Raw genomic sequence first — 24,218 nt, 5'->3', positions numbered from 1 at the left:
TGCGATGGGGCACGGGGAACGGCTCAGGGCCTGTGGAAAGGATCCGCGTACAGCAGCTCGGGCACCCGGAACACGTAGATCATGAGGCCGGTCGACCAGATCGCCGCCGCACCCGCTCGCAGCAGATCGATCTGGGAGGAACCCGCCGAGAGGATCTGCACGTCGGCGTCGACGACACGGACAGCGGCGTCGTTGACGGAGAACACGCCGTCGGACTCCACCGTCGCCGGGTACGGCTCGTGCAGGTCGCGCAGGTCGCCGAGGATGAAGTCCGGGCGGGAGCCCTGCGGCGCGGCCAGCACGTGCTTCGGCCGGTCGATGCCGGTGAGCACCAGCGCGGAGTCGATTCCCGCTCGCACGGCGCCGGCGATGTCCGTATCGAGCCTGTCGCCGATGAACAGCGCCCTCTGCGCGCCGAAGCGCTCCATCGCGACCTCGAAGATCGGCTTCTCCGGTTTGCCCGCCACCGTCGACAGGCGGCCGATGGCGGTGTGCACGGCGGAGACCAGGGTGCCGTTGCCCGGTGCGACCCCGCGGTCTCGGGGAATGGTCCAATCGTTGTTGGTCGAGATCCACGGGATCCCGCCCTCCTCCTCCGGCACCTGCAGGGCGAATGCCGCCTCGGCGAGGTCGGTCCAGCTGACCTCCGGGGCGAAGCCCTGCACGACCGCCGCAGGGGAGTCCTCGGCGCTGCGGGTGACGGTGTACCCGGCCTTCTGCGCCTCGTCCACCAGTCCATCCCCGCCGACGATGAGGATCGTCGCCGGCGCGGGCACCCTGGTCGCCAGCAGCCGCATGGCGGCCTGAGGGCTGGTCACCACGTCATCGGCGGAGACCGTGAGCCCCAGGCTCGTGAGATGCGCGGCTACGGCGGCATCGGTCCGTGACGCGTTGTTGGTGATGTAGCCGATGCGCACGGAGTCCGCTGCACGGTCCAGGCTCTCCACGGCATGCGGCAGGGCGCTCGAGCCCGCATACACGACGCCGTCGAGGTCGGCGAGCAGAGCATCGCGACCGGTCAACGGTGTGGTCAGGGCCGGCTTCGTCCGGCGGAACAGCGCCATCAGTCCTCCGCGTCCTTCTCCGGCTCGGATTCAGCGTCCTCGCCCTCGCCCTGTCCCTCGGCCAGGGCGTCCTCGACGATGATCTCGTCGAGTCGTCCGTCCAGGCCCAGTGCGGACTCCGCCACCTCGGAGCGCCGGGCCCAGAAGGCCGCCTCCTCGGTGCGCCCGAGGTCCTCGAGCACCGCCGCGCGGGCCGAGAACAGCGCGGGGCTCCAGTCGAACGCCCTGTCGGGGTCGAGTTCGGGGATCTCGAGCTCGCCAAGGGCGAGCTCCGTCTCGCCGCGATCCAGCCGCGCACCGGACATCGCGATGGCCAGGGCGACGCGCACGTCGACGTCGAGCTCGGTGCGGTCGACGCCGCGCCCCTCCTCGAGGGCCCGGTCGGGTCGTCCGACCCCGCGCTCGCTGTCGACGATGAGGGCGATCATGTCGTTCCTCCCGGAGATGCGCCGGTAGGTGTGCAGCTCACGCAGCGCCAGAGCGAAGTCGCCGATGCCATATGCGGTGATCGCGAGGGTCTGACGGACCACGGCGATGCGCCCCGCCCGACGCGAGGCGGCCAGAGCGTGCTCGTGGGCCCGCTGCGGGTCGGAGTCGATGAGCTGTGCCGCCATCGCGAGGTGGCGCGCCGTCTGCTCGGCGTTCTCCTTGCTGAGCGTCTTCAGCTCGTTGCGGGCGGACGAATGCAGATCCTTCGCCGTGATCTCGTCCGGCAGAGCCGGCTCCGGGATGCGCTCGCGAACCGCGGCGAACTCGTTCCGCGGACGGTCCGCTCCCCCGCGCGGGCGATCCCGGTACGACGCGCGATCGCCTGATCGGTATCGGCGATCCCGGTCCCGGTCATGGTCCCCGTACGGGCGACGATCACCCGATCTACCGCGATCACCCGATCTACCGTGATGACTCGACCGGCCGCGATTCCGATCATCGCGGTCGTCATAGGGTCGGCGACCATCACGATCGCCATACGGACGGCGCTGGCTCGATCTGTCACGGCCCCGGTCGTCACGCTCACGGCCGCCGTGGGGACGACGGTCGCCACGGTCACCAAGAGCGCGGTCACGGTCACCATACGGGTGACGGTCATCACGCTGGCCGCGGCTGCGATCACGGTCACGGTCACGATCACCGTACGGACGACGCTCACCAGACCTGCCACGGTACCGATCATCACGCTGGCCGCGGCTGCGATCACGGTCACGGTCACGATCACCGTACGGACGACGCTCACCAGACCTACCACGGTACCGATCATCACGATCACGGTCGCGAGTGCCATAAGGGCGACCGTCGTCGCGCTGGCCGCGGTCGCTGGCGCCCGCGCCGTATGGACGGCGCTCGCCGCTCCGGGAAAACCTCTCACGGGGTCGCCGAGACTCGCGGGCGGAGGCATCCGAATACCGCGGCCTGCGTTCGGAGCCCGAACGTCGATCTCGCGCGCCCTCGCCGTCTCGGCGGTCCCGCTGCTCTTCCGACATTCCGACTCCCTGCTTGTTAACGCAAGATGGCCACCCGAACCGGGGTGGCCATCTTGCTTAAGAGAAGTCCGGCGGTGTCCTACTCTCCCACAGGGTCTCCCCTGCAGTACCATCGGCGCTGTGAGGCTTAGCTTCCGGGTTCGGAATGTGTCCGGGCGTTTCCCTCACGCTATGGCCGCCGAAACACTATTGACGTTTCAGCAACACACAACAAATGAGTATGTGTTGTCGGTTCCCGACCGTACGTCGAGAACCACAAAGTGGACGCGAGCACCCGCAGAAAACAGGGGTGTTATCAAGTCATCGGCTTATTAGTACCAGTCAGCTCCACACGTTGCCGTGCTTCCACATCTGGCCTATCAACCCAGTCGTCTGGCTGGGAGCCTCTCCACCCGAAGGTGATGGAAGTCTCATCTTGAGGCCGGCTTCCCGCTTAGATGCTTTCAGCGGTTATCCATCCCGAACGTAGCTAACCAGCGGTGCTCCTGGCGGAACAACTGGCACACCAGAGGTTCGTCCAACCCGGTCCTCTCGTACTAGGGTCAGATCCTCTCAAACTTCCTCCGCGCGCAGCGGATAGGGACCGAACTGTCTCACGACGTTCTAAACCCAGCTCGCGTACCGCTTTAATGGGCGAACAGCCCAACCCTTGGGACCTACTCCAGCCCCAGGATGCGACGAGCCGACATCGAGGTGCCAAACCATGCCGTCGATATGGACTCTTGGGCAAGATCAGCCTGTTATCCCCGAGGTACCTTTTATCCGTTGAGCGACAGCGCTTCCACAAGCCACTGCCGGATCACTAGTCCCGACTTTCGTCCCTGCTCGACCTGTCAGTCTCACAGTCAAGCTCCCTTGTGCACTTACACTCGCCACCTGATTGCCAACCAGGCTGAGGGAACCTTTGGGCGCCTCCGTTACTCTTTAGGAGGCAACCGCCCCAGTTAAACTACCCACCAGGCACTGTCCCTGAACCGGATCACGGTCCGAAGTTAGATATCCAGAGTGACCAGAGTGGTATTTCAACAATGACTCCACGAACACTGGCGTGCCCGCTTCACCGTCTCCCACCTATCCTACACAAGCCACACCGAACACCAATACCAAGCTGTAGTAAAGGTCACGGGGTCTTTCCGTCCTGCTGCGCGTAACGAGCATCTTTACTCGTAATGCAATTTCGCCGAGTTCGTGGTTGAGACAGTTGGGAAGTCGTTACGCCATTCGTGCAGGTCGGAACTTACCCGACAAGGAATTTCGCTACCTTAGGATGGTTATAGTTACCACCGCCGTTTACTGGGGCTTAAATTCTCAGCTTCGCCATTACTGGCTGACCGGTCCTCTTAACCTTCCAGCACCGGGCAGGCGTCAGTCCGTATACATCGACTTGCGTCTTCGCACGGACCTGTGTTTTTAGTAAACAGTCGCTACCCACTGGTCTCTGCGGCCACCACGCCCTTTCCCCAGCAAGTGGGTATAAGCGGATGGCCCCCCTTCTCCCGAAGTTACGGGGGCATTTTGCCGAGTTCCTTAACCACGATTCTCTCGATCTCCTCGGTATTCTCTACCTGACCACCTGAGTCGGTTTGGGGTACGGGCGGCTGGAACCTCGCGTCGATGCTTTTCTCGGCAGCAGAGGATCACCCACTTTTCATCCGCATCGCGTCTCAGCCGCATGGCCCCCGGATTTGCCTAGGGACCGGCCTACACGCTTGCACCAGGACAACCATCGCCTGGCATGGGCTACCTTCCTGCGTCACACCTGTTAACACGCTAACCGCACCAGCATAGGGTCGTGTGCTCCACCCCCCGGTGCCACCCGAAGGTGACGATGGGAAGCTTCGGACACTTAGCATCACTGGATTAGCTTGGGCGGTTCTTCGCCGGTACGGGAATATCAACCCGTTGTCCATCGACTACGCCTGTCGGCCTCGCCTTAGGTCCCGACTTACCCAGGGAAGATTAGCTTGACCCTGGAACCCTTGGTCTTCCGGAGGACGTGTTTCTCACACGTCTTTCGCTACTCATGCCTGCATTCTCACTCGTGTGGCGTCCACGACTGGGTCACCCCGCCGCTTCACTCGCCACACGACGCTCTCCTACCCATCAACACGGCTGGACCACGAAGGCCTACCAAAAATGTCAATGCCACAACTTCGGTGGCGTGCTTGAGCCCCGTTACATTGTCGGCGCGGAATCACTTGACCAGTGAGCTATTACGCACTCTTTCAAGGATGGCTGCTTCTAAGCCAACCTCCTGGTTGTCTAAGCAACTCCACATCCTTTTCCACTTAGCACGCGCTTTGGGACCTTAGATGGTGGTCTGGGTTGTTTCCCTCTCGACTATGAAGCTTATCCCCCACAGTCTCACTGCTGCGCTCTCACTTACCGGCATTCGGAGTTTGGCTGACGTCAGTAACCTGGTGAGGCCCATCGGCCATCCAGTAGCTCTACCTCCGGCAAGAAACACGCAACGCTGCACCTAAATGCATTTCGGAGAGAACCAGCTATCACGAAGTTTGATTGGCCTTTCACCCCTATCCACAGCTCATCCCCTCAGTTTTCAACCTAAGTGGGTTCGGCCCTCCACACGCTCTTACACGTGCTTCAGCCTGGCCATGGATAGATCACTTCGCTTCGGGTCTAGAACATGCGACTACGACGCCCTCTTCAGACTCGCTTTCGCTACGGCTCCCCCACACGGGTTAACCTCGCCACATATCACTAACTCGCAGGCTCATTCTTCAAAAGGCACGCTGTCACCCCTACCAAGGAGGCTCCAACGGTTTGTAAGCAAACGGTTTCAGGTACTATTTCACTCCCCTCCCGGGGTACTTTTCACCTTTCCCTCACGGTACTTGTCCGCTATCGGTCATCTGGGAGTATTCAGGCTTATCAGGTGGTCCTGACAGATTCACACGGGATTTCTCGGGCCCCGTGCTACTTGGGATACTCTTCACGCTGCGCACGACATTTCGACTACGGGGCTGGCACCCACTACGGCCCGCTTTTCAAAACGGTTCGTCTATATCGCCACATCACGTCGACCATCCGGCAGAATGATCAGAAAAGTCCCACAACCCCGTCCCTGCAACCCCTGCCGGGTATCACACAGAAACGGTTTAGCCTCCTCCGCTTTCGCTCGCCACTACTCACGGAATCACTATTGTTTTCTCTTCCTGTGGGTACTGAGATGTTTCACTTCCCCACGTTCCCTCTACCCGCCCTATACATTCAGACGGGAGTCACCGGGTCGCACAAACGCCCGGCGGGGTTTCCCCATTCGGAGATCCTCGGATCAAAACTCGCTTATCAGCTCCCCGAGGCTTATCGCAGATTGCTACGTCCTTCTTCGGCTCCAGATGCCCAGGCATCCACCGTTTGCTCTTAAAGACTTGACATCACATGAGCACACCAGTCACAAAGACTGATGATCGTTTTCTTTAAGATGCTCGCGTCCACTGTGTAGTTCTCAAAGTACGGGCGGACCCCCCTCACCATCCCCGACCGGAGACGACAAAAAGGGCCACGAGGTCCAGCACGACTCCACCGAGCCGGCCCGGTCCCTCAGGACCCAACAGCGTGCACGCACCCAACCCCCGAACCCCAGCGTTCCAGACCCGAAGGCCGTACTGACCCAAGCTCGCAGCTCGAATGCCATGTCAAACGTTCCACCCATGAGCCCCCGCAGAGCACAACCGGCCCTGACCGAGGTTCTGGAACCCAGCCCCGAAAGACCAGGCACAGATGCTCCTTAGAAAGGAGGTGATCCAGCCGCACCTTCCGGTACGGCTACCTTGTTACGACTTAGTCCTAATTACCAATCCCACCTTCGACGGCTCCCTCCACAAGGGTTAGGCCACCGGCTTCAGGTGTTACCGACTTTCATGACTTGACGGGCGGTGTGTACAAGACCCGGGAACGTATTCACCGCAGCGTTGCTGATCTGCGATTACTAGCGACTCCGACTTCATGAGGTCGAGTTGCAGACCTCAATCCGAACTGGGACCGGCTTTTTGGGATTCGCTCCACCTCACGGTATCGCCGCCCATTGTACCGGCCATTGTAGCATGCGTGAAGCCCAAGACATAAGGGGCATGATGATTTGACGTCATCCCCACCTTCCTCCGAGTTGACCCCGGCAGTATCCCATGAGTTCCCACCATAACGTGCTGGCAACATAGAACGAGGGTTGCGCTCGTTGCGGGACTTAACCCAACATCTCACGACACGAGCTGACGACAACCATGCACCACCTGTTCACCAGTGTCCAAAGAGCCCCCTGTTTCCAGGGTCTTCTGGTGTATGTCAAGCCTTGGTAAGGTTCTTCGCGTTGCATCGAATTAATCCGCATGCTCCGCCGCTTGTGCGGGTCCCCGTCAATTCCTTTGAGTTTTAGCCTTGCGGCCGTACTCCCCAGGCGGGGAACTTAATGCGTTAGCTGCGTCACGGAATCCGTGGAAAGGACCCCACAACTAGTTCCCAACGTTTACGGGGTGGACTACCAGGGTATCTAAGCCTGTTTGCTCCCCACCCTTTCGCTCCTCAGCGTCAGTTACGGCCCAGAGATCTGCCTTCGCCATCGGTGTTCCTCCTGATATCTGCGCATTCCACCGCTACACCAGGAATTCCAATCTCCCCTACCGCACTCTAGTCTGCCCGTACCCACCGCAAGCCTCAGGTTGAGCCTGAGGATTTCACGACAGACGCGACAAACCGCCTACGAGCTCTTTACGCCCAATAATTCCGGATAACGCTTGCACCCTACGTATTACCGCGGCTGCTGGCACGTAGTTAGCCGGTGCTTTTTCTCCAGGTACCGTCACCCGAAGGCTTCTTCCCCGACAAAAGAGGTTTACAACCCGAAGGCCGTCATCCCTCACGCGGCGTTGCTGCATCAGGCTTCCGCCCATTGTGCAATATTCCCCACTGCTGCCTCCCGTAGGAGTCTGGGCCGTGTCTCAGTCCCAGTGTGGCCGGTCACCCTCTCAGGCCGGCTACCCGTCGACGCCTTGGTAAGCCATTACCTCACCAACAAGCTGATAGGCCGCGAGCCCATCCCCAACCGAAAAATCTTTCCACCCACACACCATGCGGTGATAGGACATATCCAGTATTAGACACCGTTTCCAGCGCTTATCCCAGAGTCAGGGGCAGGTTGCTCACGTGTTACTCACCCGTTCGCCACTAATCCCCCAGGGCAAGCCCCAGGTTCATCGTTCGACTTGCATGTGTTAAGCACGCCGCCAGCGTTCATCCTGAGCCAGGATCAAACTCTCCGTAAAAAAACGATGCTGACCAACCAGCCGGGAAAACGACCAGAAAGCAGCGAGTTCAACCATGACCAAAAAACGAACATCATTACTGACATTCACACAAAATTTGATCCAAAGGAATACTCAACCAACCCCACAAAAGAGGCCGACGAGAATAATTTGGCATTTGACAAGTGCACGCTGTTGAGTTCTCAAGGATCGGACGCACCCACACACCCACCAAAGCAGGACGCACAGGGCAACCTCATAATTGTCTCCGGCAGATCCGAGACTGCTGAGTAGTCTGTCCGGCGCCGGATCTCCACCTTACACCAGTGAAACCACCAGTGGAAGAAGGAGCCGTTCGCTGCTTGGAGGGAGCCAGGCCCGGAGACCTTTCGCTCAACCGCTTGGGGCGAACAACAGATAATCTACGGGGATCCCGGGCATCCGGCAAATCAGCCCCACACCCCGGGCGTGTCGCAGGCGCCCTCCCCGTACGCTCGCCTCATGGACACCATCCTGACCGACCCTCCGGTCCCGCTGCCCTCCCGCCTCGCCGTAGGAGAGCTCGCACGAGCGAGCGTGTCCGCCGTCTCCTCAGCGATCGCGTCCCTCTCCCCCGGTCTCGGCCGTCCGCTCCCGCTCGATGCGGATCAGGTGGCCGCCGCCTACGGCAGCGAGCGCCATCTGCGCCTGGACGGGGCGGGGATCTCCGGCTTCGCCCCGCTCTCCGGGTTCTGGCCCACGGCCGACGGCTGGGTCCGGACGCACGGCAACTACCCGCACCACGCGACGGCGCTGTGCGAAGCGCTGGGTCTGCCCGCGAGCGCAGCCCGCGACGACGTGAGCGACGCCCTGCGTGCACGAGAGGCCGCGCCCGCGGCATCCGCCGTTCGCGAGGCCGGTGGAGTGTGCGTGCTGGTGAGCCGGGAGGATCCCGCGGCGGATGCCGCTCTGCGCCGGCATCCGCTGACCGAGGTCTCGCCCCTCGCCGATTCCCGTCCGCGCCGCATCCCCGGCGCGGAGGAGTCCGCACCGCTGGCGGGCGTCCGCGTGCTCGACCTCACCCGCGTGATCGCCGGCCCCGTGGCCACGCGCACGCTGGCCTTCGCCGGCGCCGACGTGCTGCGTCTGGACCCTCCGCAGCGGCCGGAGATCCCCTGGCAGCATCTGGATACCGGGCACGGCAAGCGCTCGGCGCTGCTGGACATCGCCGCCGATCGTCCGCGCTTCGACGCGCTCCTCGCTGATGCCGATGTGGTCGTGCTCGGCTATCGTCCGGACGGTCTGCGCAGGCTGGGCCTCGAACCGCGCACGCTCGCAGCCGTCCACCCGCAGCTGATCGTCGCGCAGCTCAGCGCCTGGCACGGCGCCTACTCACCGCGCGGATTCGACAGCATCGTTCAGGCCGACTGCGGGATCTCCTGGATCGAGTCCTCGGACGGCCGCACCCCCGGTGCGCTGCCCGCGCAGGCGCTCGACCACTCCGCCGGATATCTGCTCGCCGCGGGGATCATGACGGCACTCCGACGCCGCGGCGAAGCCGGGGGCTCGTGGTACGTGCGCACCTCACTGCGCCGAGTCGCCGCGGAGCTGCTCGGGATGCGGAGGACTCCGACCGCCGCGCCGATGCCGGCGGCCGCCGCCCGCACGCAGGAGTTCGACGTCGCGGGCACCCGGGTGACCACGGTCGCTCCCGCCGTGCGCTGGCAGGGCGGTCCGGAGATGTTCCGCGCACCGCGTCCCTGGGGCGGTGACGCCGCCGAGTGGTGGTGAGACGACGAGCAGTGCGTGCTCAGGCCCGGTGACGCCCGGTCGCCGCCACCACGGCGATGCACAGCACCAGGCTCGCCGCGCCCCACACCCCGCACGCCGCCGGCAGCGTCCGGTAGGCCAGCTGCTGCACGGTGAGCTCCTGTCCGGGCGGGCCGTGGACGACCAGACCGACGCACCAGCCGGTGATCAGCGCAACCGGCAGCGTCGAGTACCAGCTCCATCGCAGCCACGCCGGCAGCGTCCGCACCGCACGCTCCGCCGACCGGCCGCGCAGCCACAGCAGCGCGTACACCGCGATGATCAGCAGGCCGATCGCACTGGAGCCGTGCTGCAGCCACTTGTAGCCCGGCATCGGGCCCCAGTCCGCCTCCAGCAGCGGGATCGCGGCGACCGCCCACCTGCCCTCATGCGTGAACAGGTCCCAGACGATGTGCGAGAGCACCCCCAGCAGGAGCGAGACCGCCAGCAGGAGCCCCGCGAGCGCGACGCGGACGGGCCCCGTCCCGCGCGGGGCGAACAGCTCGGCCACGGCGGCGAGGCCCGTGCGACGCCAGGACCCCGGAAGCCGCGCGGCCACGGCATCCGGCGCCAGCAGCACGAGTGCCGGCCGCAGCGCCGTCCGCCACACGACCAGCAGCCCCAGCGCGATCAGTGCCGTCCACACCGTGTTGGACGCCGAGTGCGTGAAGCCGTACGACGCTCCGATCCCGTGTGTGAACAGCGGGAGATCCGGGGTCATCGCGCCGATCGCGATCGCCGCGGGCACCAGCGGGGTGCGCACGAACGGCAGCGCGACCAGCGCGTGGCTCGCAGTGAACGGCATGCCTCAAGCGAGGAAGACGCCCGCGAGGGTCTTCTTGCCGCGGCGCAGCACGCTCACCCCGCCAGGGAGCGATCCCCGCACGGTCGCCGAGTCGTCGGCGACCCGGACGCCGTCGAGAGTGACCCCGCCCTGGGAGATCGCACGACGCGCTTCTCCCCCGCTGGTGACGAGTCCCGTCGCCACGAGGGCGTCGACCACTCCGGTTCCCGCGGGCACCGTCGCATTCGGCAGCTCCTCCAGCGCGCTGCGCAACGTGGTCGCGTCCAGACTCGACAGATCGCCCCGCCCGAACAGTGCCTCGGATGCCGCGATGACGGCCTCCGTCGCCTCGACACCGTGCACCGTGACGCACACCTCCATCGCGAGACGCTTCTGGGCGGCGCGGCGGAACGGCTCCGACTCCACGAGGGCCGCGTACTCCTCGATCTCGGCACGGGTCAGGAAGGTGAAGACCTTCAGCCGGTCGATGACATCGGCGTCCGTCGTGCCCAGCCAGAACTGGTACATCCGGTACGGGCTGCACATCTCGGCATCCAGCCAGATGGCGTTGCCCTCGCTCTTGCCGAACTTGGTCCCGTCGCTGTTGGTGATCAACGGAGTCCCGATGGCGTGCGCGGAGACGCCCTCCACCCTGTGGATGAGATCGGTGCCACTGGTGAGGTTGCCCCACTGATCCGATCCGCCGGTCTGCAGCACGCAGCCGTACTGCCGGTACAGCTCGAGGAAGTCCATCCCCTGCAGGATCTGGTAACTGAACTCGGTGTAGCTGATTCCCGCGTCGGAGTTCAACCGGGCGGCGACGGCGTCCTTCTTCAGCATCGTGCCGACCCGGTAGTGCTTGCCAATCTCCCGCAGGAAGTCGATGGCGCTCAACGGCGCCGTCCAGTCGAGGTTGTTGACGATGCGCGCCGCGTTGTCGCCCTCGAAGCTGAGGAAGCGCTCGACCTGGGCGCGCAGGCGCCCGACCCACTCCTCGACCGTCTCCCTCGTGTTGAGCGTGCGCTCCGCAGTGGGACGCGGGTCGCCGATGAGACCCGTGGAACCGCCGACGAGCCCGAGGGGTCTGTGGCCGGCCAGCTGCAGGCGGCGCAGCAGCAGCAACTGCACGAGATTGCCCAGATGCAGGCTGGGAGCGGTCGGGTCGAAGCCGCAGTAGTACGTGATCGGGTCCCCGCCGAGAAGGGCGCGCAGCGCCTCCTGATCGGTGGACACGTGGACCAGCCCGCGCCACAGCAGCTCGTCCCACACGTTCTCGAACGTGGGGTCGAGCGCCACGGGGGCGGTCGTCAGAGCGGTATTCGGCACGCGCTACAGGTTATCAGCGCGGATCGCGCACTCCGCTCCGGCGTGACGTCGGATGCCCGTGCCATGCTGGCGGCATGGCGCCCGTCGAACCCGCCTCGGTCATCCTCTCCGGCGTGATCGTCGCGATCCTGCTCGTCGTACTCGTGCTGTCGCTGACGGCGCTGCGGCGCCCGACCACCGCCGTCGCCGTGATCGGCGGTGCGCTGGTGGTCGGCGCGATCACGATCGTCGTGGTCACCCGCCCCGTCGCGGTCCCGGCCCTGGGCATCCCCCTGGCCGCGCTGGGGGTCGCGGCGGCTTCCGTCGGCGGCAACCCGTTCACCCGCAGGGCGCTCGAGATCGCGGCAGGCAGCCGCGTGCGCGAGACCGAGGACGGCGGCATCGTGATCCTCGCCGCGCACGACGCCGACCCGGCGCGCGCACGGACCCTCATGCGCGGCGGCACGGTCATCGGCTACCTGGAGCGCGTCTGCACGGCGGTCGCCATCGTGGTGGGATTTCCCGAGGCCCTCGCGGTGATCGTCGCGGTCAAGGGGATCGGCCGGTTCCCCGAGCTCGCCGAGTCCGAGGCCAGGGAGCGGTTCATCATCGGCACGCTCGCGAGCCTGCTGTGGGCGGGCTCGGTCGCCGCGATCGTCCGGCTCGTGCTGATGTGAGCCTCAGCGATGACGGTCGTGGCCGCGAGCCGACGATGTCAGCGTCACCGCCACCGCCGAGGCGCTCTCCGCCGCGTCGTCGGCGTTCGAGCCGTCCGTGCTCATGGGACTGCGGGGAAGATGACCACGGCAAGACTCAGCCCGAGCACGGCGCATCCGGCCAGAACGAGGGATGCCCTGATCCACCGGTATTTCTTCAACACGATCCGTGACAGGCTCCACAGCTGGTGCAGCGCCCGGTCGCGTCCGGCGCCCTTGCGGTCCGAACCGGCCTTGGTCATGGCCTTGCCGAGACTGCGGGGGTCCCTGAATGCGGCGACATGTCCCCAGTACGTGATGCCGTAACGCGGCATCACCTCCAGCCGGTAACGGGGCCAGACCGCGACGGCGGCGGCGACGACGGAGGCGACGGCCGCGACGATCCCCGCCCACCAGAGGATCTGGCCGATCGGGGAGAGCATCTGGTCGGCTCGCCAGGGGGAGGACATCTGACCGCCGACGACGACACCGAAACCGACCCCTGCTGTGGCCAGCAGCAGTGATGCCTTCTGGTCGGCATGCTGAACGTCATCACGGGCTTCCTGCAGCATCTGGTTCTCTCTCGCACCGGGCTCTGTGCTCATTCCTGCATGCTATCGAACCTCACGGAAACATGATACTCAAGGCTTAACTCTTACAATATAAGCCTGTAGACTAATCTCATGTTCGCACTGACCGTGGACCAGAAGTCCAGCAGAACGGGGTCGGATCTGGTCGCCGAGGAGCTGGCGGAGCTCCGCGTCCACGACGGCCTCCTCCTGGGACCGGAGCGCACCGTCGGCGACGAGTTCCAACTCCTGACCGCCGAGGCGCGCACCGCTCTGCGCCTGATCCTCCACCTCACTCGCCGCGGCGTCTGGAGCGTCGGCGTCGGCGTCGGCACGGTGGAGGCACCGCTTCCCCCGAGCATCCGGGAAGCGCGCGGAGAAGCGCTCATCCACGCCCGCGACGCCGTCGAATCGGCCAAGAGCGAGCCGACGCGCCTGTCGATCAACGGCGATGTGCACGCCGAGCACGCCCAATCGCTGGTCCGACTGCTCATCGAGCTGCGCGACCGCAGGTCCGAGAAGGGCTGGGAGGTCTACGACGTGCTCGCCGAGAACGTCACCCAGCGCGAGGCCGCCCGGCGGCTGGGCATCACTCCGGCAGCGGTGAGTCTTCGGGTCAGCGCCGCGCGCCTGCACCTGGAGGAGCAGGCTCTGCCCGCCCTCGAGAACGCGCTGGCCCGCGCGGATGCTGATGCGTCGGCGTGAAACCCTCCGCCGGGTTCAGAGCTCGAGCGCGGCCGCGGCGGCCCGGGCGCGCGCGACGAGCTCGGCACGCTGCTCGGCGACCCGCGCGGGTGCCGTGCCGCCGACGCCCGTCCGAGAGGCCACGGAGCCCTCGATCGAGAGCACATCGCGCACGGCGGGCGTCAGGTGCTCCGAGACCGAGCGCAGCAGCTCGTCATCGGCGTCCTCCAGCCCGATCCCGTGTTCCTCACACGCCCGCACCAGCGCACCGGAGATCTCGTGCGCGTCGCGGAACGGCACACGCTGCTTGACGAGCCACTCGGCGACATCGGTCGCCAGCGAGAAGCCCTGCGGGGCGAGCTCGGCCATGCGCGCCGTGTCGAAGCGCAGCGTGGCGACCATGCCCGCGAACGCCGGGAGTACCATCTCGAGCGTGCGCACGGAGTCGAAGACCGGCTCCTTGTCCTCCTGCAGGTCGCGGTTGTAGGCGAGCGGGAGGCCCTTGAGCGTGGCCAGCAGTCCGGTCAGGTTGCCGATCAGCCTGCCGGACTTTCCCCGGGCGAGCTCCGCGATGTCGGGGTTCTTCTTCTGCGGCATGATGCTGGAGCCCGTCGAATACGCGTCATCGAGCGTGACGAAGCCGAACTCGCGGGTGTTCCAGAGGATGATCTCCTCCGACAGGCGGGACAGGTCGATGCCCGTCATCGCGGCGATGAAGGCGAACTCGGCCACCACATCGCGCGCCGCTGTGCCGTCCAGAGAGTTCTCCGCCGGACGGTCCAGCCCCAGCTCCCGTGCCACCAGGGCCGGGTCGAGGCCCAGCGTGGAACCCGCGAGCGCTCCCCCGCCGTACGGGGAGGTCCCCGCCCGCCGACGCCAGTCCACCAGCCGCTCCAGCTCGCGCACCAGCGGCCACGCGTGCGCCTGCAGGTGGTGCGCGAGCAGCACCGGCTGGGCGTGCTGCAGATGCGTGCGGCCGGGGAGGATGGCATCCGGATGCTCCTCGGCCTGCGCCACGAGAGCGTCGATGACCCGCAGCAGATCACGGGCGATCACCGCGGCGTGGTCGATGAGATACATCCGCACGAGCGTCGCGATCTGATCGTTGCGGCTGCGTCCGGCGCGCAGCCGCCCGCCCACCTCCGCGCCGACCTCGGCGATGAGCGCCTTCTCCAACGCACCGTGCACATCCTCGTCGCCCGGGTCCGGCTGCAGGGTGCCGTCGGCGATCCTCGCGGCGAGCACGTCGAGGCCCGCGTGCATGATGCGCGCCTCCTCCGCCTCCAGATAGCCCGCCGCCTCCAACGCACGCGCGTGCGCGTGGGAACCGGCGATGTCGTAGAGGGCGAGGGCCCAGTCGAAATGGGTGGAGCGGCTCAGTTCCGCCAGCTCCGGCGAGGGACCGCCGGCGAAGCGGGCGCCCCACAGCGCGCCGTCGTTGGTACCGTGCGCGCCGCTCACGCCGCCTCCTGCCGCTCCAGCAGCCACACCAGCAGCGCCTTCTGCGCGTGCAGCCGGTTCTCGGCCTCGTCCCACACGACGCTCTGCGGCCCGTCGATGACGTCCGAGTCCACCTCATAGCCGCGGTCGGCGGGCAGGCAGTGGATGAAGATGGCCGCCGGATCGGCGAGCGCCATGATCTCCGTGGTCACCTTGTAACCGCCCAGATCGCGGAGGCGCTCGATCTTCTCCTCCTCCTTGCCCATCGACACCCAGGTGTCGGTGACGATGACGTCCGCGCCCAGGGCCGCCTCGCGGGGGTCGGTGAGCAGGGTGATCGAACCGCCGGTCTCGGCCGCGCGCCGCTCCGCCGCCGCCACGACGTCGGCCCGGGGCCGGTAGGCGATGGGCGAGGCGATGCGCACGTGCATGCCCGCCGTGACGCAGGCCAGCACGTAGGAGTGCGCCATGTTGCTACGCCCGTCGCCGAAGAACGTCAGCGTGAGCCCTGCGAGCTCACCCTTGTGCTCGCGGATGGTGAGCAGGTCGGCCAGCAGCTGGCAGGGATGGAAGTCGTCGGAGAGCGCGTTGATGACCGGCACGCGCGTGCCGCGCGCCATCTCCTCCAGACCGGACTGCGCATAGGTGCGCCAGACGATGGCGGCGACCTGGCGCTCGAGCACCCGTGCGGTGTCGGCCGGGGTCTCCTTGCCGCCGAGCTGACTGTTGGCCGTCGCAATGATCAGCGGCGAACCGCCCAGATCGGCGATGCCCACCGCGAAGGACACGCGCGTGCGCGTGGAGGACTTGTCGAAGATGACCGCGACGGTCTGCGGGCCCGCCAGCGCCCGACTGGACCAGCGGTCCTTCTTCAGTTGGACCGCGAGGTCGAGGATCTCGCTCTGCTCTGCGGGAGTCAGGTCGTCATCGCGAAGCAGGTGGCGCGTCATGCGGGGGTCTCCATGGTCTCGTGTGAGGATGCGACGGCGGCCAGCGCCGCGCGGAACTGGGTGAGGAACTCCGCGACCTCGGAATCGCCGATCGTGTAGGCGGGAGCGATGCGGATGACGTCCTCGGTGGGGGCGTTGACGATCAGGCCGCGTTCGTGGGCGGCCTCACGCACCTCGGCGGCGACGGGACGCGAGAGTCGGATGCCGATGAGCAGCCCCGCCCCGCTCGTGCCGGCCACCAGGGGGAGTTCTGCGACGCCCGCGCGCAGCTGCGCGCCCCTGGCGTTCACGTTCTCCAGCAGATGCTCCTTCTCGATGTGGTCGAGGACGGCGTTCGACACGGCGCTCGCCAGCGGGTTGCCGCCGAAGGTCGAGTTGTGGGTGCTGGGGTAGAACAGCTCGCTGGTGGCTCCGAAGGTGATGAGCGCCCCGAGCGGGAAGCCCGCGCCGATCCCCTTGGCCAGCGTCACGGCATCCGGGATGATCCCCTCGTGTTGGAAGGCGAACCAGTCGCCCGTGCGCCCGGACCCGGTCTGCACCTCGTCGAGGATCAGCAGCGCGTCGTGCTCGGCGGTCAGCTCGCGCGCCCTGGTGAGGAACCCCTCGGGCAGCTCGACGACGCCGGCCTCCCCCTGGATGGGCTCGACGAACAGGGCCGCGACGCCGCCGGCCGCGAACGCGGCCTCCAGGCTCGCCACCGAGCGCTGCACGGTGACCACGTCGGGCACGGCGGGCAGGAACGGGTCGCGGTACGTGGCCTTCGGGGTGAGCGAGAGCGCACCCATCGTGCGGCCGTGGAAGGCGCCGTCCACGACGAGGATCGTGCTGCGCCCCGACGGCATGCCGTGCAGTCGGGCGAGCTTGATGGCCGTCTCGTTGGCCTCGGTGCCGGAGTTCGCGAGGAACACCCGCCCCTGCTCCCCCGTGCCGGCGAGCCGCTTCAGCCGCGCCGCCAGCTCGAGCTGCGCCGGCGAGGCGAAGTAGTTCGACACGTGCGCGAGCACGGCGGCCTGCCTCGAGACGGCCTCCACGAACACCGGATGCGCATGCCCGAGGCAGTTCACGGCGATCCCGCCCAGGAAGTCGAGGTAGCGCTTGCCGTCGGCATCCCACACCCAGGAGCCCTCGCCGCGGGTCAGCAGCGCGAGCCGCCCGCCCAGGCTCATGAGGTCGCGTGATGCGTCGTCGTTCCAGTCGTTCATGATGCGACCACTTCCGTACCGATCCCCTTGCTGGTGAACAACTCCACGAGCACCGAGTGCGGCACCCGTCCGTCGATGATGGCCGCCGCGTCGACTCCGCCCTGCACGGCGTCCAGGCAGGCGCGCATCTTCGGGATCATCCCCGACTCCAGCTTCGGCAGCATGTCGGTGAGCGCGCCGGCGGTGATGTGCGAGACGAGCGAGTCACGGTTCGGCCAGTCGGCGTACAGGCCCGCGACATCGGTGAGGATGACGAGCTTGCGCGCGCCGAGGGCGACGGCGAGCGCCGCCGCGGCGGCGTCCGCGTTCACGTTGAGCGACTGTCCGGGGTGATCCAGATCCGGCGCGATCGAGGAGACCACGGGTATGCGCCCTGCCGCGAGATGGTCGAGCACCGGAGTCGGATCGACCTGGACGACATCGCCCACGCGACCGAGATCGATCTCCTCGCCGTCGATGACGACGCCGCGTCGGCGCCCTCCGAACAGTCCGGCGTCCTCACCGCTGATACCCGTCGCGATCGGGCCGTGCGAGTTGATCTTGCCGACCAGCTGCGGGTTGACCTGTCCGGTGAGCACCATCCGCACGACGCTGATGGCCTCGGTGTTGGTGACCCGGTATCCGCCCTTGAACTCGCTGGGGATGTCGAGCCGGTCGAGCATGCTGGAGATCTGCGGTCCACCGCCGTGCACCACGACCGGCTGCACGCCGACGTACCGGAGGTAGGCGATGTCCTGTGCGAAGGCGTCCTGCAGCTCGTCGCTGACCATGGCGTTGCCGCCGTACTTGACCACGACGATCTGGTCGCGGAACTTCTTCAGCCACGGCAGCGACTCGATGAGGGTGGCCGCCTTGTAGGCGGCTTCCTCGGGCGGGGTGTCCTGGAGCCGGGTCATGAGGCGTACGCGCTGTTCTCGTGCACGTAGTCGTGGGTGAGGTCGTTGGTGAGGATCGTCGCGGTGGCGGAGCCCGCCTTCAGGTCGATCAGCAGGTGCGTCGCGCGCGGGGTCAGGTCGACCTCCTCGCGCGGCCGGTCCGGCCCGCCGTCCGAGCAGACGCGGATGCCGTTCATCGTGACGTCGACGGCGTAGGGGTCGAACTCCGCGCGAGTGGTGCCGATGGCCGCCAGCACGCGCCCCCAGTTCGGGTCGTTGCCGAAGATCGCGGCTTTGAAGAGGTTGTTGCGGGCGACCGAGCGGCCGACCTCGACCGCATCGACCTCCGTCGCCGCGTTCACGACCTCGATCGTGATGTCGTGACTTGCGCCCTCCGCGTCGCCTTGCAGCTTCCGCGCGAGCTCCAGGCACAGCTCGGCGAGTGCGGCATCGAAGTCGTCGAGGTCGGGGCGGATGCCGCTCGCGCCGCTCACGAGCAGCGTGACCTGGTCGTTGGTGGACATGCAGCCGTCCGAGTCGAGCCGGTCGAAGCTGACGCTCGTCGCGCGGCGCAGCGCGGCATCGGCCTCGGACGCCTCGAGGTCGGCATCCGTGGTGATGACCACGAGCATGGTGGCCAGGCCCGGCGCGAGCATGCCCGCGCCCTTCGCCATCGCTCCGATGGTCCAGCCGTCGCGGGCGACCACCGCTGTCTTCGAGACGGTGTCGGTGGTCATGATGGCCTCCGCGGCGACCTGCCCGCCGTCGGCGCTCAGGCTCGCGATGCCCCGCTCGACGCCGTCGAGCACCTTGCCGCGGAACACCTCGTCACCGGTGCCGATCAACCCGGTGGAGCAGACCAGGATGTCGCCCGCGCTCACCTCCAGCAGCTCGGCCGCCTTCTCGGCGGTGAGGTGGCTGGTCTGGAAGCCGAAGGAGCCCGTGAAGCAGTTCGCCCCGCCGGAGTTGAGCACGATGGCCTCGACGATGCGGTCGGCGATGACCTGCTGCGACCACAGGATCGGGTTGGCCTTGGCGCGATTGCTCGTGAACACGGCGGCGCCGACCTTGCGGGGCCCCCGGTTGACGACCACGGCCACGTCCGGCCTGCCGGTGCTCTTCAGTCCTGCGGCGACGCCGGCGGCTTCGAATCCCTGAGGTGCGGTCACGCTCACGGCGCCACTCCGTTCACAGTGAGGGCGCGGTCCTCGGGGAGGCCCAGCGCGAGGTTCATGGACTGCACAGCGGCGCCGGCGGTCCCCTTGACGAGATTGTCGACGGCGGTGACCACGGTCACGCGGTTCGCCGCACGGTCGACCGCGAGACCCATCAGCGCGGTGTTCGCGCCCAGCACGTCGGCCGTGCGCGGGAAGCGCCCCTCGGGCAGCAGCTGCACGAACGTCTCGCCGTCGTAGGCGGATGCCCAGGCGTCCCGGATCTGCGCATCCGTGACGCCGTCGGCGATGGGAGCCGACGAGGTGGCGAGGATGCCGCGGGCCATCGGCACGATCACCGGGGTGAAGGAGATGCGGATGCCCTCCGGTGCCGCCCCCGACGCCTCCGCGAGGGCCTGCCGGATCTCGGGGATGTGCCGATGCGTGCCGCCGACCGCGTAGGGGTTGGCGGTGCCCAGCAGCTCACTGCCCAGCAGGTGCGGCTTGAGGCTCTTGCCCGCGCCGGACGGGCCGACGGCGAGGACGCTGACGATGTCGGACGTGTCGATGACGCCCGCGGCGGCGCCGGGGGCGAGGCTGAGGCTGACGGTGGAGGCGTTGCAGCCCGGGGCGGCGATGCGGGTCGTGCCGCGCAGGGTCTCGCGCTGCTTTCGGCCGTCGACGAGCAGCTCGGGGACGCCGTACGTCCAGGGCTCGTGGAAGGGGCCGCCGTAGAAGGCGTCCCATGCCGCAGCGGAGGCGAGCCTGTGGTCGGCCCCTGCGTCGATGACGAGCGGGACCTCCCCCAGCGCGTCGGTGTACTGGCCGGACTGGCCGTGCGGCAGGGCGAGGAACACGATGTCGTGGCCCGCGAGGATCTCGGGGGTCGTGTCCTGCAGAGTCAGGTGGGCGAGCGAGCGCAGATGCGGCTGGTGGTCGACCAGCGGCTGACCCGCGTTGGAGTGCGCGGTGACAGTGCGGATCTCGATGTCGGGATGAGCCTCGAGCAGCCGCAGGATCTCGCCTCCCGCATAACCGGATGCGCCGGAGACGGCGACGGAGTACGTCATGGTTCTACCTTAACGGTCGGGTGCGCCCGATGACGGGCTTGGGCCAGGGCGGCGACACCGGCACCGGGCCCGGACCACGGCGGAACGGGGCTGCGCGGAGTCGCCTAGAGTCGGCGGCCGGGACGGCGTCGGCGCACGAGGACGGCGTTCTCGGTGAACGTCGTCGGGAGGGGTGCGGCCGAAGGCATGACGCGACAGTAGCGCCCCGTCCCGGGCATCTGCAAATCCGCGCCGTCACAGTCGCTCGTGCGGCGGGCCTCAGCGCAGGTCGAAGAAGGCCCGCTCATGCTCCGCCGCGGGTATGGAGCGCTCAGTCCCGGATCGTGGCTCCGAACCTCTCCGCCGCCACGGCCACACCGGCGAGCTTCGCCTCGGTCGCCTCGGCCGCGGTGAGCGTGCGGTCGGGGGCACGGAAGCGCAGGGCGTAGCTGAGGCTCTTGCGACCGACCTCGACGCCCTCGCCGCGGTAGTCGTCGACCAGGGCCGCCGACTCCAGCAGGTCACCGGCGCCCTCGACGAGTGCCGCCCGCACCTCGGCGGCCGGAACGTCGACGCCCACGACCAGGGAGACGTCCTGCGTGGCTGCGGGGAAGGTCGACAGCGAGGCCGCCACCACCCTCTCGCCGGCCAGCGTCAGCAGGCGGTCCAGATCGAGTTCGGCGACCACGGCGCGGCCCGGCAGATCGGCATCCGCGGAGACCTGCGGATGCAGCTCCCCGACGTACCCGATCTCCTCGCCGGCGACGGTCAGCGCACCGGCTCGGCCCGGGTGCAGAGCCGCGCGCCGCGTCTGGGTCACCTCGATCTCCACGCCCGCTGCCGCGCCGATGACGCGCACGGCGTCCAGCGCGTCTCCCAGACCCGCAGGCACGGCCGGATGGCCGGGCTGGCGCGGGGTAAGGTTCCCCGTCAGCAGCACCGCGACGTGGCGCGGCTGCGGTGGGATCGAGGCGTTCAACGCCGCCAGCGTCTCATCGGAGGGCTTCTGCCCCAGCGGCGGGATGAAGTCGGTCCCGTAGGCCTCCCCCGGCTCAGGGGCGAACACCAGGCCGGTCTCGAAGATCGCCAGATCCACCAGACCGCGTGCGATGTTGCGGTGCGCCGTCTGCAGCAGGCCGGGGATCAGCGAGCGGCGCAGGAAGGACGCGTGTCCGTCGAGCGCGTTGGCCAAGCGGATGCCGGGAAGCGGCTCCCCGCTGGCTGAACCGTGCAGGTCGTTGTGCTCCTGGGTGGTGAACGGGAACGCCGGGGTCTCCACCAGGCCCGCCGCGGCGAGCGCGTCGGACACCCGCCGCCGACCCTGCTGCAGCGCGGTGTAGCCGCGGCCCGACGGCGGGACCGGCAGCACGGAGGGAATGCGGTCGAGGCCGTGGAGGCGCGCGATCTCCTCCACGAGGGTCCACTTGTCGGTGAGGTCCGGGCGCCAACTGGGCGGGGTCACCCACCAGCCGTCATCAGCGGCATCCACGGAGGCGCCGATCGTCTCCAGCGCTCCCGTGATCTCGGCCTCCTCGTACTCGACGCCGACGACACCGGCCGCGAAGCCTCTCGGCAGCAGGATGGCGCTCTGCGAGACCGTGGCGAACAGCGCGCCGCCCTCGTCCGCGAGCTCACCGCCCGCGAGCTCGACCATCAGGTCGGCCACGCGCCGTGCGGCGACGAACGGGATGAGCGGGTCGACTCCGCGCTCGAAGCGCTTGGAGGCCTCGCTGGGCAGCCTGTGCCTGCGGGCGGTGCGCGCGATCGTCGTCGTGTCGAAGACGGCGGCCTCGATGAGCACGTTGCGGGTGCTCGCCGTCATCTCGGTCGGGCCGCCGCCCATCACGCCGGCGAGGCCGATGGGACCGGAGTCGTCCGTGATCAGCAGGTCCTCGGTGCTCAGCGCGCGGTCCTGCCCGTCCAGGGTCCGGAGGTGCTCCCCCTCGTGCGCGCGGCGCACGGTGATGCCGCCCGTGAGGGTGTCCAGGTCGTAGCCGTGGATCGGGTTGCCGAGTTCGAGCATGACGTAGTTCGTGATGTCGATGAGCACGCCCAGAGAGCGCATGCCCGCCAGAAGCAGACGCGACACCATCCACGGGGGTGTGGGCCGGCTGGGGTCCACGCCGCGCACGACGCGGACCGCGAACTCCCGCGCACCGATGTTCCCCCGGATCGGGGCGGCATCGTCGACGGCGACGGAGAAGCCCGTCGTCGGCTGCTGCAGCTCGCCCCAGGGCCGGATGCCGGGGTCGCGGAACTCCGCCCCCGTCGCATGCGAGTACTCGCGGGCGATGCCGCGCACCGAGAACGCGTACCCGCGGTCCGGGGTGACGTTGACGTCGATCGCGACATCGTCCAGGCCCAGCAGCGCGATGGCGTCCTCGCCCACCTCGGGGTCCAGGCCCAGGGTCGACAGGACGATGATGCCCTCGTGATCGTCGCCCAGTCCCAGCTCGCGCGCGGACGCGATCATGCCATCCGAGACATGCCCGTACGTCTTGCGCGCGGCGATGGGGAACGGCCCCGGCAGCACCGAGCCGGGCAGGGTCACCACGACCTTGTCCCCGACGGCGAAGTTGTGCGCGCCGCAGACGATTCCGCGCACGCCGCCGTTCGCCTCGCCGACGTCCACCTGGCACCAGTTGATGGTCTTGCCGTTCTTCTGCGGCTCGGGGGTGAACTCCAGCACCTGCCCGACCACCACGGGGCCCGTGATCTCGAAGCGGTGGATGTCCTCCTCCTCGAAGCCGACCGACACCAGAGAGGCCAGAACATCCTCCGCCGTCGCGCCCTCTGCGACCTCGACGAACTCGCGCAGCCAGGAAAGCGGAACGCGCATCACACCACCATCCCGAACTGCTCGCTGAAGCGGACATCACCTTCGGCCATGTCCCGCATGTCCTGCACATCGCTGCGGAACATCAGCGTCCGCTCGATCCCCATCCCGAAGGCGAATCCGCTGTACACCTCGGGGTCGATCCCCGCGGCGCGCAGCACATTCGCGTTGACCATGCCGCAGCCGCCCCACTCGATCCAGCGGGCGCCGCCCTTGAAGGTCGGGTGCCACAGGTCCAGCTCCGCCGACGGCTCGGTGAACGGGAAGTAGTTGGTGCGCAGCCGGGTCTTCGCCTCCGGCCCGAACATCTGCCGCGCGAAGTGGTCGAGCGTACCCTTCAGGTGCGCCATCGTGATGCCCTTGTCGACCACGAGTCCCTCGAACTGGCTGAATACCGGCAGGTGCGTCGCGTCGAACTCATCCGTGCGGTATGTCCGTCCCGGGCACAGCACATAGATGGGCAGCTCCCGGTCGAGCATGGAGCGCACCTGCACGGGGCTCGTGTGCGTACGCATCACGAGGTGGCGCGATGCAGGATCGACGTAGAACGTGTCCTGCTCCTGACGGGCGGGATGATCCTCGTCGAAGTTCAACGCGTCGAAGTTGAACCACTCGTGCTCGAGCTCCGGTCCCTCCGCGATCTCCCACCCCATGCCGACGAAGACATCGCAGACCTGCTCCTGCAGGAGTGTCAGCGGATGCCGAGCGCCGACGCGCGCGCGCGAGGCGACCGCGGTGATGTCCACGCGCTCGGCCTCCAGCCGCGCGGCGGTCTCCGCCTCGACGAGCTCCGTCTCCCGTGCGGCGAACGCCTGGGCGACCCTGCCCCGTCCCTGGCCGATGAGCTTTCCGAAGACCGCCTTGTCCTCGGGGGCGACACGTCGCATGCCCGCGTTCAGCGCGGCCAGAGGCGACCCCTCGGCGATATGCGCGGCGCGGGCGGCCTTGAGCTGCGCGGTATCGGATGCTGCGGTGATCGCCGCGAGCGCGGCATCGACGGCGGACTCCACCGCCTCCGGGGTGATCTGGGGTGATTCAGGAGACTCTGACACGAGAGTCGAGTCTACCGGGGCGGGAGCAGGGC

The 24,218-nt window shown here is 67.4% G+C and carries 18 protein-coding genes and 3 rRNA genes; 4 read left to right on the top strand and 17 right to left on the bottom strand.

The window, feature by feature from the left end:
* Positions 1-23: 23 nt before the first annotated feature.
* The 6 genes from ABD770_RS11315 to ABD770_RS11290 all read right to left on the bottom strand — a co-directional run bounded on the left by ABD770_RS11315 (position 24) and on the right by ABD770_RS11290 (position 7,824).
* The gene (locus ABD770_RS11315; RefSeq protein WP_344819663.1) at positions 24-1,064 is read right to left on the bottom strand and encodes an HAD-IIA family hydrolase; all 1,041 of its coding nucleotides are present in this window, start codon (positions 1,062-1,064) and stop codon (positions 24-26) included.
* Positions 1,064-1,678 (bottom strand): hypothetical protein, encoded by a 615-nt coding sequence (locus ABD770_RS11310; RefSeq protein WP_344819662.1) that lies wholly within the window; start codon positions 1,676-1,678, stop codon positions 1,064-1,066. Before ABD770_RS11310 ends, ABD770_RS11315 begins: the two co-directional genes overlap by 1 nt.
* Before the next feature lie 47 nt (positions 1,679-1,725).
* Positions 1,726-2,343, bottom strand: coding sequence for a hypothetical protein (locus ABD770_RS11305; protein WP_344819661.1), 618 nt, complete (start codon positions 2,341-2,343; stop codon positions 1,726-1,728).
* A gap of 265 nt (positions 2,344-2,608) precedes the next feature.
* A 5S ribosomal RNA gene (gene rrf, locus ABD770_RS11300) occupies positions 2,609-2,725 on the bottom strand.
* 108 nt (positions 2,726-2,833) lie between these two features.
* Positions 2,834-5,940: ribosomal RNA gene (locus tag ABD770_RS11295) — 23S ribosomal RNA — on the bottom strand.
* 357 nt (positions 5,941-6,297) lie between these two features.
* Positions 6,298-7,824: ribosomal RNA gene (locus ABD770_RS11290) — 16S ribosomal RNA — on the bottom strand.
* The 16S, 23S and 5S rRNA genes sit together here, the layout of an rRNA operon.
* 6 nt (positions 7,825-7,830) lie before the next feature.
* Here ABD770_RS11290 and ABD770_RS11285 point away from each other — a divergent pair.
* Entirely contained in the window at positions 7,831-8,097 is a 267-nt protein-coding gene (locus ABD770_RS11285) for a hypothetical protein (protein WP_344819659.1), read from the top strand.
* A gap of 207 nt (positions 8,098-8,304) precedes the next feature.
* A complete protein-coding gene (locus tag ABD770_RS11280; RefSeq protein WP_344819658.1) occupies positions 8,305-9,573 on the top strand; it encodes a CoA transferase in 1,269 nt (422 codons plus the stop codon).
* Positions 9,574-9,592: 19 nt separating this feature from the next.
* Here ABD770_RS11280 and ABD770_RS11275 read toward each other — a convergent pair whose 3' ends face one another.
* A complete protein-coding gene (locus ABD770_RS11275) occupies positions 9,593-10,396 on the bottom strand; it encodes a DUF4184 family protein (RefSeq protein ID WP_344819657.1) in 804 nt (267 codons plus the stop codon).
* 3 nt (positions 10,397-10,399) lie between these two features.
* The gene (tyrS, locus tag ABD770_RS11270; RefSeq protein ID WP_344819656.1) at positions 10,400-11,701 is read right to left on the bottom strand and encodes a tyrosine--tRNA ligase; all 1,302 of its coding nucleotides are present in this window, start codon (positions 11,699-11,701) and stop codon (positions 10,400-10,402) included.
* A 74-nt stretch (positions 11,702-11,775) separates the two neighbouring features.
* On the opposite strand from tyrS, the gene ABD770_RS11265 reads away from it, so the two are divergent.
* The gene (locus tag ABD770_RS11265) at positions 11,776-12,357 is read left to right on the top strand and encodes a hypothetical protein (protein WP_344819655.1); all 582 of its coding nucleotides are present in this window, start codon (positions 11,776-11,778) and stop codon (positions 12,355-12,357) included.
* A 101-nt stretch (positions 12,358-12,458) separates the two neighbouring features.
* On the opposite strand, the gene ABD770_RS11260 is transcribed toward ABD770_RS11265, so the two are convergent.
* Positions 12,459-12,980 carry a Pycsar system effector family protein gene (locus tag ABD770_RS11260; RefSeq protein ID WP_344819654.1) on the bottom strand — a complete coding sequence of 174 codons (522 nt, stop codon included), beginning with the start codon at positions 12,978-12,980 and terminating at the stop codon, positions 12,459-12,461.
* A gap of 78 nt (positions 12,981-13,058) precedes the next feature.
* On the opposite strand from ABD770_RS11260, the gene ABD770_RS11255 reads away from it, so the two are divergent.
* The gene (locus tag ABD770_RS11255) at positions 13,059-13,649 is read left to right on the top strand and encodes a DNA-binding protein (protein WP_344819653.1); all 591 of its coding nucleotides are present in this window, start codon (positions 13,059-13,061) and stop codon (positions 13,647-13,649) included.
* A gap of 15 nt (positions 13,650-13,664) precedes the next feature.
* On the opposite strand, the gene argH is transcribed toward ABD770_RS11255, so the two are convergent.
* The 8 genes from argH to pheS all read right to left on the bottom strand — a co-directional run bounded on the left by argH (position 13,665) and on the right by pheS (position 24,186).
* Positions 13,665-15,089 (bottom strand): argininosuccinate lyase, encoded by a 1,425-nt coding sequence (gene argH, locus ABD770_RS11250; protein ID WP_344819652.1) that lies wholly within the window; start codon positions 15,087-15,089, stop codon positions 13,665-13,667.
* Positions 15,086-16,018 (bottom strand): ornithine carbamoyltransferase, encoded by a 933-nt coding sequence (gene argF / locus ABD770_RS11245; RefSeq protein WP_344819650.1) that lies wholly within the window; start codon positions 16,016-16,018, stop codon positions 15,086-15,088. The genes argH and argF overlap by 4 nt, the downstream gene beginning before the upstream one ends.
* Positions 16,015-17,220: an acetylornithine transaminase gene (locus tag ABD770_RS11240; protein ID WP_344819649.1), complete on the bottom strand. Its 1,206-nt coding sequence runs from the start codon at positions 17,218-17,220 to the stop codon at positions 16,015-16,017. Before ABD770_RS11240 ends, argF begins: the two co-directional genes overlap by 4 nt.
* Positions 17,217-18,116 (bottom strand): acetylglutamate kinase, encoded by a 900-nt coding sequence (gene argB / locus ABD770_RS11235; RefSeq protein ID WP_344819648.1) that lies wholly within the window; start codon positions 18,114-18,116, stop codon positions 17,217-17,219. The genes ABD770_RS11240 and argB overlap by 4 nt, the downstream gene beginning before the upstream one ends.
* Entirely contained in the window at positions 18,113-19,270 is a 1,158-nt protein-coding gene (argJ, locus tag ABD770_RS11230) for a bifunctional glutamate N-acetyltransferase/amino-acid acetyltransferase ArgJ (protein ID WP_344819646.1), read from the bottom strand. The genes argB and argJ overlap by 4 nt, the downstream gene beginning before the upstream one ends.
* Positions 19,267-20,319 carry an N-acetyl-gamma-glutamyl-phosphate reductase gene (gene argC, locus ABD770_RS11225; protein ID WP_344819645.1) on the bottom strand — a complete coding sequence of 351 codons (1,053 nt, stop codon included), beginning with the start codon at positions 20,317-20,319 and terminating at the stop codon, positions 19,267-19,269. The genes argJ and argC overlap by 4 nt, the downstream gene beginning before the upstream one ends.
* Positions 20,320-20,629: 310 nt before the next feature.
* On the bottom strand, positions 20,630-23,137 hold the full coding sequence (gene pheT, locus ABD770_RS11220) for a phenylalanine--tRNA ligase subunit beta (protein ID WP_344819644.1): 2,508 nt from the start codon (positions 23,135-23,137) through the stop codon (positions 20,630-20,632).
* Positions 23,137-24,186: a phenylalanine--tRNA ligase subunit alpha gene (pheS, locus tag ABD770_RS11215; protein WP_344819643.1), complete on the bottom strand. Its 1,050-nt coding sequence runs from the start codon at positions 24,184-24,186 to the stop codon at positions 23,137-23,139. Before pheS ends, pheT begins: the two co-directional genes overlap by 1 nt.
* Positions 24,187-24,218: the final 32 nt, after the last annotated feature.

Source organism: Microbacterium soli, assembly GCF_039539005.1.
Taxonomy (GTDB): Bacteria; Actinomycetota; Actinomycetes; order Actinomycetales; family Microbacteriaceae; genus Microbacterium; species Microbacterium soli.
Note: the sequence above shows the minus strand (reverse complement) of the source record. Positions and strands in the feature narration are given on the sequence as shown.